This is a genomic window from Pseudomonas syringae (genome assembly GCF_021605415.1).
Classification (GTDB): domain Bacteria; phylum Pseudomonadota; class Gammaproteobacteria; order Pseudomonadales; family Pseudomonadaceae; genus Aquipseudomonas; species Aquipseudomonas syringae_S.
This window is the reverse complement of the sequence record NZ_WKEQ01000016.1, coordinates 25,505-37,699: the sequence shown is the minus strand read 5'-3', so window position 1 is coordinate 37,699 and position 12,195 is coordinate 25,505. Positions and strand designations below refer to the sequence as shown.

Annotated in this window: 13 protein-coding genes; 7 read left to right on the top strand and 6 right to left on the bottom strand. The window is 61.0% G+C overall.

Going from position 1 to position 12,195, the window contains the following annotated elements; translation table 11 throughout:
- Positions 1-442: 442 nt before the first annotated feature.
- Entirely contained in the window at positions 443-1,375 is a 933-nt protein-coding gene (locus GIW69_RS13555) for an AraC family transcriptional regulator (RefSeq protein ID WP_236483186.1), read from the top strand.
- A 54-nt stretch (positions 1,376-1,429) separates the two neighbouring features.
- On the opposite strand, the gene GIW69_RS13550 is transcribed toward GIW69_RS13555, so the two are convergent.
- Together GIW69_RS13550 and GIW69_RS26390 are read right to left on the bottom strand one after the other, a co-directional pair.
- Positions 1,430-1,840, bottom strand: a complete 411-nt coding sequence (locus tag GIW69_RS13550) for a cupin domain-containing protein (RefSeq protein ID WP_236483185.1) — start codon at positions 1,838-1,840, stop codon at positions 1,430-1,432.
- Positions 1,841-1,963: 123 nt separating this feature from the next.
- Complete coding sequence (locus tag GIW69_RS26390) at positions 1,964-2,440, bottom strand: hypothetical protein (RefSeq protein ID WP_496570917.1); 477 nt, start codon at positions 2,438-2,440, stop codon at positions 1,964-1,966.
- On the opposite strand from GIW69_RS26390, the gene GIW69_RS13540 reads away from it, so the two are divergent.
- The 5 genes from GIW69_RS13540 (at position 2,428) to phnE (ending at position 6,897) form a co-directional block, all read left to right on the top strand.
- Positions 2,428-3,483 (top strand): alpha/beta fold hydrolase, encoded by a 1,056-nt coding sequence (locus GIW69_RS13540; protein ID WP_236483184.1) that lies wholly within the window; start codon positions 2,428-2,430, stop codon positions 3,481-3,483. The genes GIW69_RS26390 and GIW69_RS13540 overlap by 13 nt on opposite strands.
- A gap of 174 nt (positions 3,484-3,657) precedes the next feature.
- Positions 3,658-4,518 carry a putative selenate ABC transporter substrate-binding protein gene (locus GIW69_RS13535; RefSeq protein WP_236483183.1) on the top strand — a complete coding sequence of 287 codons (861 nt, stop codon included), beginning with the start codon at positions 3,658-3,660 and terminating at the stop codon, positions 4,516-4,518.
- The gene (locus tag GIW69_RS13530; RefSeq protein ID WP_236483182.1) at positions 4,515-5,312 is read left to right on the top strand and encodes an ATP-binding cassette domain-containing protein; all 798 of its coding nucleotides are present in this window, start codon (positions 4,515-4,517) and stop codon (positions 5,310-5,312) included. The genes GIW69_RS13535 and GIW69_RS13530 overlap by 4 nt, the downstream gene beginning before the upstream one ends.
- Positions 5,306-6,133 (top strand): ABC transporter permease subunit, encoded by an 828-nt coding sequence (locus GIW69_RS13525; protein ID WP_236483181.1) that lies wholly within the window; start codon positions 5,306-5,308, stop codon positions 6,131-6,133. Before GIW69_RS13530 ends, GIW69_RS13525 begins: the two co-directional genes overlap by 7 nt.
- Positions 6,130-6,897, top strand: a complete 768-nt coding sequence (gene phnE, locus GIW69_RS13520; protein ID WP_236483180.1) for a phosphonate ABC transporter, permease protein PhnE — start codon at positions 6,130-6,132, stop codon at positions 6,895-6,897. The genes GIW69_RS13525 and phnE overlap by 4 nt, the downstream gene beginning before the upstream one ends.
- On the opposite strand, the gene GIW69_RS13515 is transcribed toward phnE, so the two are convergent.
- The 3 genes from GIW69_RS13515 to GIW69_RS13505 form a co-directional block, all read right to left on the bottom strand.
- Positions 6,894-7,115 carry a PLD nuclease N-terminal domain-containing protein gene (locus tag GIW69_RS13515; protein ID WP_236483179.1) on the bottom strand — a complete coding sequence of 74 codons (222 nt, stop codon included), beginning with the start codon at positions 7,113-7,115 and terminating at the stop codon, positions 6,894-6,896. The genes phnE and GIW69_RS13515 overlap by 4 nt on opposite strands.
- Positions 7,116-7,275: 160 nt before the next feature.
- Positions 7,276-9,264, bottom strand: a complete 1,989-nt coding sequence (locus GIW69_RS13510) for a peptidase U32 family protein (RefSeq protein ID WP_236483178.1) — start codon at positions 9,262-9,264, stop codon at positions 7,276-7,278.
- A gap of 205 nt (positions 9,265-9,469) precedes the next feature.
- Entirely contained in the window at positions 9,470-9,850 is a 381-nt protein-coding gene (locus tag GIW69_RS13505; RefSeq protein ID WP_236483177.1) for a RidA family protein, read from the bottom strand.
- A gap of 147 nt (positions 9,851-9,997) precedes the next feature.
- Between GIW69_RS13505 and GIW69_RS13500 the strand changes: the two genes are divergently transcribed.
- Positions 9,998-11,710 carry an amidase gene (locus GIW69_RS13500; RefSeq protein ID WP_236483176.1) on the top strand — a complete coding sequence of 571 codons (1,713 nt, stop codon included), beginning with the start codon at positions 9,998-10,000 and terminating at the stop codon, positions 11,708-11,710.
- A gap of 99 nt (positions 11,711-11,809) precedes the next feature.
- On the opposite strand, the gene GIW69_RS13495 is transcribed toward GIW69_RS13500, so the two are convergent.
- Positions 11,810-12,151: a hypothetical protein gene (locus GIW69_RS13495; protein WP_236483175.1), complete on the bottom strand. Its 342-nt coding sequence runs from the start codon at positions 12,149-12,151 to the stop codon at positions 11,810-11,812.
- Positions 12,152-12,195 lie beyond the last annotated feature (44 nt).

Genomic DNA, 12,195 nt, shown 5'->3' with positions numbered 1-12,195 from the left:
AAGCTGCGAGGGAGAAATCCGGGAGGGTCAGTGAGGAAAAAAAGCAGGGTCATGATGTGCGCACCTTCGATTGTTTTTGATTGAGGTCGGGCTGCATTGCCTGTCAAAGTGATCGTACAACCTCTCAAAATCAACCTTCTCGTTAGATCATTTTTCCCGGCGAAAGCGACTTGTCATAAACCAGTCCAAAAAGCCGAAAACCGAAGATATTTACACATTTTCTAGATAGCACAGATATCCAATTGTTTTTTAAGGAATTTATTAACTTAATGTCGTTTCTAGCCAGTTTATGGCTAACTGCTTTGTCCAAATCGCCGGGTATGATCCTGGAGCCCAGTCATCGTATAACACCTTGAAATACAGCAGCTTCGATGTACAGAATCATCCACGTCGCCATCTGCCAGGCGACCCGCCCAAGCCCCCGAGCGAGGATTTTGCGTCGATGTTGACACCGAGCCGAGTACCGACCTATGTCATGCAGCAACGTAGCGAACTGACGGACTTTTACATCCGCGACAAAAAGGGTCGCCGGGCCGAAACCAGTCCGCACCGCCACGAATACTTCCAGATCCAGATCAACCTCGGCGGCGACACCCAGCAGCACATCGGCAATGCCGTGCGACCCTTCCCGCGCAATACCTTGGCGTTCATCCTGCCCCATCGCATGCACGTGATTCCGCATCCGGACGACAGCAACTTCATCGTGATCAATTTCTCCCAGCTGTTCCTGCTCCCGCATTTGCAATGCGACCCGATGGATCTGGAAGAAGTCTCGATCCTGCTGGCCCCCGAGCTGTCGCCCTTCCGCTTCCAGGAGCACCTGGATTTTATTTTGTGCGATGAAGATTTCGCCCGCGTCTGCGCACTGATCGAGCAAATGCGCGCACTCGACGAGAACCGCCAGTTCGGCACCCGGGAGATGCTCAAGGGTTTGTTGTTGCAGTTGATCGGCAGCGTCTGCGCCTTGTACGCCGAACCACTCAAGCGCCTCGCCGAAGAAAACGCCGCCGAAGTCAGTCGGCGCGATGCGCTGGGCAGGATGTCCGAATACTTGCGCAAGAACATTGCCGATCCCGACCTCAGCCTGATCAAGGTTGCGGCCGCGACCTACCTGTCGCCGACCTACCTTACGCACTGGCTGCGCAAGGAACTGGGCAAAACCTTCACCGAACTGGTGCTTGAACGGCGGATGCATGCGGCGCGCAATTACCTGCTCAACGGCACGCGGCCGGTGGGCGAAGTGGCGCGGTTGTGTGGCTTCGCTGACGAGGCTTACTTTTCACGACGCTTCCGGCAGATTCACGGCCAGCCGCCGGGCCAGTTCCGCCGCCGGCAGCTTGATCCGGATACGCCGCAATCGCCGTCGTCGATGTGACAGACACAAAATGGCCTGCCATGGCGGCAGGCCTTTGCGTTGGGACGCGTAACGTCAAGGCTTCAGGATCAACACCGGCTCACCCTTCTTGACGATATAGGTCGCCAGTTCCGAGCCCTTTTCCTGGCCGATGTTTTTGGCGATATGCGCCACGCCTTCTGGAATCAACAGCGAATCCCCGGTCTTGAGGGTGACCGGCGCACGACCTTCAAGCTGATATTCAAAGGTGCCGCTGATAACGTAGGCCACCTCCACACCCGGATGTGCATGTCGCGGCGCCGCCACGCCGGGCTCGAAATCGACTCGGGCCTGAATCACTTCGCGGTCAGCCGCGCCGAGATCCTGCCGCACCAGATCGGTTCGGCTCAGGCCTTGTTGCCAAGGCTTCGGCGCGTCCGCCGCATGGGCGAAACCGGTGATGGAAACAAGTACGGCGGCGGTGGCGAGAAACAGATGGCGGGGCATGGTGACGTCCTCTCAACAGTAGGGGTTTGACGGGCTCTACTGTGCAAGTCGCGTGTATTGAAGATGTGTCGCGCGGCGCGGGTTTGTTACCAGCGTGTGTCTGTCGAGGGGATGGATACACGCTTATACAAAGGCTGGCTCGGTGAGCGGTTTGCGCGCCGAGGCGATCAACCAATTTCTGAAGGCCGTTATTTTGCTGGAGTCGGCGGTTGCCAGCGGCGTGACGAGATAAAACCCCATGTCCGATTTCAGTTTCAGGCCAAACGGCGCTACCAACCGCCCGGCGCGCAAGTCGTCGTTGACATAGGTCGAACGACCGATGCACACGCCCTGCCCGTCAACCGCAGCCGGCACGGTCAACATTCGCTTCGGCTGGTACACCGCCAGCCGGCTAATGCCCACAGGATTTGTTTCGTTCTGAGGAATGGATTTGTATCGCTGTGTATACCAGCCGTCCCTCGATACATCCGCTTTAACCGGTGCGTTTTTTTGACATCGCCCGGATACGCCGCCGGGTTCAACTGCAACGACGGTTTCAACGGGGTCTGCCAGATCCCACACCCAACGTTTGCCAGGAGAACCTAATAATGAAAACGGCACAGCAGCGCAAAACCACCGCTAAAAACCTTCGCCTGTTCGGTTTGTCGACGCTTGCAGTCGCGTTGATGCAATTCGGCGCGCTGGGCGTCGCCAATGCGCAATCCGTCGATGCGACTCCCGCAACCGCCAGCGCATCCGCCGACACCCCCTTCGGCCCGCTCAAACACGTCAACGCCGGCCTGCTCAACGTCGCCTACGCTGAGACCGGCCCGGCCGACGGCCCGGTGGTGATTCTCCTGCACGGCTGGCCCTACGACATTCACAGCTACGACGAAGTGGCACCACTGTTGGCCGCCAAGGGTTATCGGGTGTTGATGCCCTACGCTCGCGGTTATGGCGACACGCAGTTTCTGTCGGCCAAGACCTTGCGCAACGGCCAACCCGCCGCGCTGGCCAGCGATGTCATCGACTTCATGAATGCCCTGAACATCAAGCGAGCCGTACTCGGCGGTTATGACTGGGGCGCGCGTTCGGCGGACATCGTTTCGGCGTTATGGCCGGAGCGGGTCAAGGCGCTGGTGTCGGTCAGCGGCTATCTGATTGGCAATCAGGCCGCCGGCCAGCAACCGCTGCCGCCCCAGGCTGAATTGCAATGGTGGTATCAGTTCTATTTCGCAACGGATCGCGGCCGCGCCGGTTATGAAAAGAACACCCACGACTTCGCCAAGCTGATCTGGCAACTCGCCTCGCCTCAATGGAAGTTCGACGACGCCACTTACGACCGCAGCGCCAAAGCCTTGGCCAACCCTGATCACGTCGACATCACCGTGTTCAACTACCGCTGGCGTTTGGGCCTGGTGCAGGGCGAAAGCCAATACGAAGCGCTGGAGCAGAAACTCGCCAAGGCGCCGTCCATCAGCGTGCCGACCATCACCCTGGAAGGCGATGCGAATGGCGCCCCGCATCCTAAACCCGAGGACTATGCGAAGCGTTTCACCGGCAAATATGAGTTCCGTCTGATCAAGGGTGGTCTCGGCCACAACCTGCCGCAGGAAGACCCGAAAGCATTTGCCAAAGCCGTGATTGATGCCGATCACTTGTGAGGCTTGACGGGCGTTCTGTCTGCTGCCAAATGCCGCCATTCATACTGGGTTTGCGGTGTGCCTTGGGAACGCGTATAAACTCGCGCGATTCGTCTACCCTTGACCAGGCGGGCCGGCATTGAGTCCACTTGTCGGCAGCGCTTCGAATGCGACGCTCATGAAACGGAGATTTCCATGCTCAAACGTACCCTGGCACTGACTGCGGGCCTCGCCCTGTCCTTTTCCGCCGTGATGGCGCAAGCCGCCGATGTATTAAGGGTCAGCGCGATTCCCGATGAAGCCCCGACCGAGCTGCTGCGCAAGTTCGAACCGCTGGGCGCGTATCTGGAACAGCAATTGGGCATGAAGGTGCAGTTTGTCCCGGTGGCCGACTACCCGGCCGTGGTTGAAGCGCTCGCCACCGACCGACTCGACATGGCCTGGCTGGGCGGTTTCACCTTCGTTCAGGCGCGATTGAAGTCGCCGCCGGAGCACAAGGTCATTCCGTTGGTGCAGCGTGAACAGGATGCGCAGTTCACCAGCAAATTCATCACCGCCGACCCCAACGTGAAAAGCCTTGCCGACCTGAAAGGCAAGACCTTCGCCTTCGGCTCCGTGTCGTCCACCTCGGGCAGCCTGATGCCGCGTTATTTCATGCTCAAGGATGGCATCAAACCGGAAAGCTACTTCAGCCGCGTCGGCTATTCCGGCGCCCACGACGCCACCGTTGCCTGGGTGCAGGCCGGCAAGGTCGATGCGGGCGTATTGAATGCCAGCGTCTGGCAGAAGCTGGTGGACGCCGGCAAGGTCGACACCCACAAAGTCAAAGTCTTCGCCACCACCCCGGCCTACTTCGATTACAACTGGACCGTGCGCGGCACGCTTGACCCGGCGCTCACGGCAAAAATCAAGAAAGCCTTCCTTGATCTTGACCCGGCCAACCCGGAGCAGAAAAAGATTCTCGACCTGCAAGCCGCCAGCCGTTTCATCGACACCAAGCCTGAGAACTACGTAGGCATCGAGGAAGCCGCCCGCGCTGCCGATCTGCTCAAATGACGTTACGCCTCACCCAGGGCAGCCTGCGCCACGCCAATGGCGTCGATGCGCTGCGCGGCGTTGATCTGCACGTTGGCGCCGGCGAACAGGTGGCGATCATTGGCCCGTCCGGCGCCGGCAAATCGAGCTTGCTGAACCTGCTGGCCACCGCCGTGAAACCGAGCAGCGGTGAAATGGAAGTGCTCGGCGAGTGCGCCTGGCGGCTGTCTCCACGACAACGCCAGCGTTTGCGCTCGCGCATTGGCCTGGTGCATCAGGCGCCACCGCTGCCGCCTCGGCAACGGGTGGTGACGGCGGTGCTGGCCGGCAAGCTTGGGCAATGGAGCCTGGGCAAAAGTCTGCTTAACCTGCTGCATCCACTGGACGTGCCGGGCGCTCGCGCTGCGTTGGCGCAGCTTGATCTGGGCGATAAATTGTTCGCGCAATGCCAGCAATTGTCCGGCGGGCAATTGCAGCGGGTCGGCATCGCGCGCGTGCTGTACCAGGCACCGCAAATATTGTTGGCGGATGAACCGGTGTCGGCGATGGATCCGGTGCTGGCGGGGCACACGCTGTCGGTGCTGTCGCGTCACGCCCGCGAACACAACGTGACATTGATCGCCAGTCTGCATGCGGTGGAACTGGCCCTGTCGCATTTCCCGCGCATCATCGGCCTGCGGGAGGGGTGCATTCTGTTCGACTGCGCGTCCGACCAGGTCAGCCGTGACATGCTCGACGCGCTCTACGCCAATGAGCAATTGCAGGTGCCGACGGTGGCTGTCACCCCGCTGAGCGTGCAGATCCCACGATGCTGAAGGCTGACTCGCGGGATCCCGCCGCCTGGCCGCGCCTGTTGATCACCTTGTTGGCGATTGCCCTGCTTTGGCCCGGCATCCAGCTCAGTGAACTGGATATGGGCGTGTTGTTGCGCGCAGACAGCCAAAGTGAAATCGGTCGCTTCGTCTCGGGTTTCTGGCCGCCGGCGCATGACCCGGCCTTCCTCGATTTACTGCTCAAAGCCACGTTACAGACCCTGGCCATTGCCACGGCGGGCATGGCGTTGGCGCTGTTGTTGGCGATTCCCGCGAGTTTGCTGGCCAGTCGCGCCTTGTCGCTTTCGGCAGCTTCGCGTGGGGGACGCCCCGGCCCGTGGGGTCGCTGGTTGCGCTGGCCGGTGCGCGGTGCGCTGATTTTTCTGCGCAGCGTGCCGGAGATCGTCTGGGCATTGTTGTTCGTGCGCGCCGTGGGTCTCGGCCCGGCGGCGGGTGTTTTGGCGATTGCCATCACCTACGCCGGGATGCTCGGCAAGGTGTATGCGGAGATTTTCGAGTCCACCGATCAACGCCCGACCCATGCCTTGCTGCAGGCCGGCAGCAGTCGATTGGCGGCATTTTTTTACGGCACGCTGCCCAATGTCGCAGGAGAATTGCTCTCGTACACGGTGTATCGCTGGGAATGTGCGATTCGTGCCTCGGTGGTGATGGGTTTTGTCGGTGCCGGCGGGCTCGGTCAGCAAATTGATTTGTCACTGCGCATGTTTGCCGGTGGTGAAGTCGCGAGCATGTTGCTGACCTTTCTGGTGCTCGTGCTTGGCGCCGATCAGTTCAGCCGCTTGCTGCGCTGGAGGCTGGCATGAATCGCCTGATCAACTTGCTTTTGCTCAGCGGTATCGCAGCGGCAGTGGTTGCTTCGTTCATCTACCTGGGGCTGGATTTCGCGGAGCTGGGCAGCGCCAGCAGCCTGAAGCAGATGGGTGCTTATGTTGAGCGTTTTCTCAGTCCGGATCTGAGCGCGGGGCATTTGCAGGCGATCGTTCACGGTTCCCTGGAAACCCTGGCGATGTCAGCGCTAGGCACATTACTCGCGGCGGTGTTCGGGATTGTGCTGGCCTTGCCGGCCGCCGGGCGCTTCGGTTGGCCGCTGCAGAGTGCATCGCGATTATTGCTCAATGGATTGCGCGCGATCCCGGAACTGGTCTGGGCGGCGCTGATGGTGTTTGCCGCCGGGCTTGGGCCCAACGCCGGCACGCTCGCGTTGGCGCTGCACACCACAGGCGTGTTGGGTCGTCTGTTCGCTGAGGCGTTGGAAAACACACCGCCTGAACCGGCCGAGGCGATCCGGTTGCAAGGTGGCAATCCGGTTGTGGCGTTCTGCTACGGCACCTTGCCCAATCTGGCGCCGCAACTGCTTGCGTATTGCCTGTATCGCTGGGAGAACAACATTCGCATGGCGAGCGTCCTGGGTTTTGTCGGCGCGGGCGGGCTGGGGCAAATGCTGTATGTCAGCCTCAGCCTGTTTCAGGAAGCGCAGGCCAGCACCGTGATCATGGCGATGTTGCTGTTGGTGCTGGCCGTGGATTCATTGAGCGCGTGGAGTCGGCAACGCTGGATCAAGGCTTAACCCTTGCTGTGCTCCGCTGACGACGGCCCTTTGACCACGCCGCGGGGGCCGGCAAACCCCCAGATCGCCAGACCGAGCAACGGAAACACCAGCAGAATCACCGTCCACATGCCTTTGGCGCCCGACGAGCGATCACTGCGCCAGACACTGTTGAGCGCCCATAGATCCAGCAGCAACACAACCACCGCTGCCGCGATCCAGAAATATTGAGTCTCCATTACCCACCTCCCGAAAGTGTCAGCCTTTCAATAGGGGCAATGCGAGGTGAGCGGCGGTTCAGTTTTCATGATCGATGACCGATCAATGGTCGCCCGAACCCACCGGACTTCGCGACATCATCGTTCCCATGCGGAACGTGGGAACGATGATGGAGGTGTGTCAGTGCGGGGCGCGGGGGATGGTTTTCATCAGGTCTTCCGGGCTGATGTGGCCGACCACGCTGCCCGGTTGCGGCAGGTTGAGGATGTGGCCCTTCATTTTGCCGATCACGTGCATTTCGCACGGTTTGCAATCGAACTTCAGGGTCAGCACTTCATCACCGTGGATCAGTTGCATCGGCGCGACTTTGGTGCGCACGCCGGTGACGCCCTTGGCCTGTTTCGGGCACAGGTTGAAGGAGAAACGCAGGCAGTGTTTGGTGATCATCACCGGCACTTCGCCCGTTTCCTCGTGCGCCTCATACGCTGCGTCAATCAGCTTCACGCCGTGGCGGTGGTAGAACGCCCGGGCCTTCTCGTTGTAGACGTTGGCCAAAAACGACAGGTGCGAATCCGGATACACCGGCGGCGGCGTGGTTTCGGCTTTGCGGCGACCGCGCGGGTGGGCGGCGATGCGTGCGGCGGTCAACGCTTCGATCACTTCACGGCGCAAGGCCTTGAGCTGCGAATTCGGAATGAAGAACGCTTGCGGCGCATCCAGTTTGACGTTGGTCGCGTGGTATTGCGTGGTGCCCAACTGCCCCAGCAAATCCTGCAATTGCTCCAGCGCCTGCTCCGGCTTGTTCGCCACGCCGAACGGGCCGTCCAGCATAACGCTGGCGCTGATGCCCTCTTCGCTGGTGACCGTCAGTTCAAGACGCTCTTCACGCAGACGTGCCATCCAACTCACGCCGACACGGCGCTCGGCGGACGTTTTCTGCAAGGCTTGCTGCCAGTTGTGATCGAGGTTGCGATTCAGCGGATGGTTCGGCCGTACCTTGTACATGGCTTCCGGCATTTCGTTCGGCTCGACGCGGTAGCGGTAACGCTTCTCGCCATCCTCTTCGAACTCGCCTTTCGGTTCGGCGATGTTGGCGCGGAAACCCACCACTTCGCGCTTGATCAGCACGTTGAGGCCGTCACCGTTGGACAGCGGATCGTGAGTCACGACCTGCATGTCGCGCTTGCCGACTTTCTCCACCACGCCGACAGCAAGGCCGGTGAACGTCGGCGAATCGAAGGCGCCGATGTCGATCTTGCGGTCACTGACAAAGTAATCGGTGCTGCCACGGTGGAAGGTCTTTTCCGGGTCGGGCAGGAAGAAATGCGCGGTGCGGCCGCTGGAAGCGCGGGCCAGATCCGGACGATCTTCGAGCACGGCATCGAGGCGCTGGCGGTAATAGGCGGTGATGTTTTTCACATAGCCCATATCCTTGTAACGCCCTTCGATCTTGAACGAACGCACGCCCGCCTCGACCAGCGCGCGGATGTTGGCGCTCTGGTTGTTGTCCTTCATCGACAACAGGTGTTTTTCGTAGGCGATCACGCCACCCTTTTCATCTTTGAGCGTGTACGGCAAACGGCAGGCCTGGGAGCAATCGCCCCGGTTGGCGCTGCGGCCGGTGTGCGCATGGGAAATGTTGCACTGCCCAGAGAACGCCACACACAGCGCACCGTGAATGAAGAACTCGACCGCCGCGTCGGTTTCATCGGCGATGGCGCGGATTTCTTGCAGGTTCAGCTCACGCGCCAGTACCAGTTGCGAGAAGCCGGCCTGATCGAGGAATTTCGCCCGCTCAAGCGTGCGGATGTCGGTCTGGGTGCTGGCGTGCAGCTCGATCGGCGGGATGTCCAGTTCCATCACACCCAGATCCTGGACGATCAGCGCATCGACACCGGCGTCGTACAACTGATGGATCAGCTTGCGCGCCGGCTCCAGTTCGTTGTCGTGCAGGATGGTGTTGATCGTGGTGAATACGCGGGCGTGGTAACGACGGGCAAATTCCACCAGTTCGGCGATGTCGGCCACTTCGTTGCAGGCGTTATGGCGCGCGCCGAAGCTTGGGCCGCCGATGTAGATGGCGTCAGCGCCGTGCAGGATCGCCTCGCGGGCAATCGCCACGTCACGGGCGGGGCTGAGCAATTCCAGGTGATGCTTGGGCAAGGACATATATTTTTTTAGTCAGGCTGTCACGGTCGAGGCGCGCATTGTAGCCGCGAAACGCGCGCCCGGCACCCGTGCCCTGCCGGGTGGCTCTGAAACCACAGCCCTTGTGGGAGCGAGCCTGCTCGCGAAGGCAGTGGTTCAGCCGACATCGGTGTCGCCTGTGACGGCGCCTTCGCGAGCAAGCTCGCTCCTACAGGGTTTTAGCGAATCAGGCTTTGGCGGCCATGGCGGTGACTTCGACGCGCATGCCTTCCACTGCCAGCGCGGCCACGCCGACGGCGGCCCGCACGGGCCATGGCTTGGCGAAGAAACGCTTGTAGACTTCGTTGAATGCGGCGCGGTCAGCCATGTCGGTCAGGTAGATGGTCAAGTGCATGACCCGATCCATGGAACTGCCGGCGCGCTCCAGTGCGACTTTCAACGCTTGCAGCGTGCACTCGCTTTGCAGGGTGACGTCACCCAGTTCCAGGCTACCGTCGGCGCGGGTCGGGATCTGCGTGGAGACGAGGATGCCGTTGAATTCGATGACGTCGGACGAGATGGAATCGGCGTCAGGGTCTGGCGTGAAGGTGAGGTCGTGATTGGCCATGGAGAGCGCTTTCCTGATGGGTTTTGACAGTGGCGCGCAGTTTACATCAGCGCGACAGGATCAGCGCTGGCGGTTCCTTTGCCGGCGGCTTGATGGTAAACAGGGCCATTCGTCACACACCCTCAAATAATTGCCAGCGGTAGCAGCATGATTGAAGTCACCGAAGTTTCCATTGCCCAATTGCGCACGGCGCTCGAATCCGGCCAGACCACGTCGGTAGAACTGGTGCAGGCCTATCTGGCGCGAATCGACGCCTATGACGGCGCCGATACCTCCACCGCGCTTAACGCCGTGGTGGTGCGAAATCCCGAAGCATTGAAGGAAGCGCAAGCCTCTGACGCACGCCGCGCCAACGGCCAGACCCTCGGCCCGCTGGACGGCATCCCCTACACCGCCAAGGACAGCTATCTGGTCAAGGGGTTGACCGCCGCGTCGGGCAGCCCGGCCTTCGCCAACCTGATCGCCCATCGCGATGCGTTCACCATCGAACGTTTGCGCGGCGCCGGGGCGATTTGCCTGGGCAAGACCAATATGCCGCCGATGGCCAATGGCGGCATGCAACGCGGCGTCTATGGTCGCGCCGAAAGTCCGTATAACGGCGAATTCCTTACCGCACCGTTCGCTTCGGGCTCATCCAACGGTGCCGGCACCGCCACGGCCGCCAGTTTCGCCGCGTTCGGGCTGGCCGAGGAAACCTGGTCTAGCGGTCGTGGTCCGGCGTCGAACAACGGTTTGTGCGCCTACACCCCATCGCGAGGGGTGATTTCAGTGCGCGGCAACTGGCCGCTGACACCGACCATGGACGTCGTCGTGCCCTACGCCAGAACCATGGCCGATCTGCTTGAAGTGCTCGACATCATCGTCGCCGAAGACCCCGACACCCGTGGCGACCTCTGGCGTTTGCAGCCGTGGGTGCCGATTCCGAGCGTCGATTCCGTGCGCCCGGCGTCCTACCCCGAACTGGCGGCCAAACCCGAAGCGCTTGCCGGAAAACGCCTCGGCGTGCCGCGCATGTACATCAATGCCGACCCCGAGGCCGGCACCAGCGAAGCCCCCGGCATCGGCGGGCCGACCGGGCAACGGATCAACACCCGCCCGACCATGATCGAACTGTGGAAGCAGGCGCGTCAGGCACTCGAAGCGGCCGGCGCCGAAGTCATCGAGGTGGACTTTCCGCTGGTGTCCAACTGCGAAGGCGACCGCCCCGGCGCACCAACCGTGTTCAACCGTGGGCTGGTCTCAAAAGAGTTCCTTCATCATGAACTGTGGGATCTGACGGCCTGGGCTTTCGACGACTTCCTGCAAGCCAATGGCGACCCGAACCTCAATCGACTGGCTGACGTCGACGGCCCGCTGATTTTCCCTCACGACCCGGGCACCCTGCCCAACCGCGAGGGCGACCTGGTTGCCGGCATGGACGAATACGTGCGCATGGCCGAGCGCGGCATTACCCCGTGGGATCAGATCTCCACGGTGCCTGATGGCCTGCGCGGTTTGGAAAAAACACGAAAAATCGATCTCGAAGACTGGATGGATGCCTTGAAACTGGACGCGGTGATCTTCCCGACCGTGGCCGACGTCGCCCCGGCCAACGCCGATATCGACCCGCAAGCTGCGGATATCGCCTGGAGCAACGGCGTCTGGGTGGCCAACGGCAACCTCGCCATCCGCCACCTCGGCGTGCCCACCGTCACCGTGCCGATGGGCGTGATGGCCGATATCGGCATGCCCGCCGGCCTGACGTTTGCCGGCCGTGCCTATGACGACTCGGCACTGCTGCGCTTTGCGTCGGCGTTTGAGGCGACCGGTTCCAGGCGTCGGGTGCCTCCACGTACTCCGCCGCTGTCCGGCAAACGCTGAACAAAAAAAGCCCCGCCAACCCATAAGGGTGCGGGGCAAAGGAATTGGTTGGTTGCGGCCAACCAAAGGAGCAACTGCAACAACATCTGAAGCCGGGTGTTAAATGCATTCCTGCGCGACGCGTCCGAAACTGGAAGGCAAGTAGTGGGTGGCGAGCAACTGGCGCTCGTACACAAACACCTTGCCGCCGCCTGCGGACTTGTAAGCTTCGAGCACGTTGTCGGCGGAGATCTTGCTCGGCACCACGATCCGGTAACTGCGCTGGGTCTGTGAAACCGTCGGGTTCAGCGCACTGCCCTGCAACTTCGGCACGACACAACTGGCGTATTCGGCAGGTGTCTTGTGGGTCTGCAAGGTCAAAGTCGGGTTGTTCGGGGCCGAGGCACAACCGGCCAGGAACAATGTAGCGGTGGCGATCGCAGGCAAAAACAAAGAGCGCATGGAGTGCAATCCTGAAATAAAGTCTGGCTCATCAGGCAACGGTC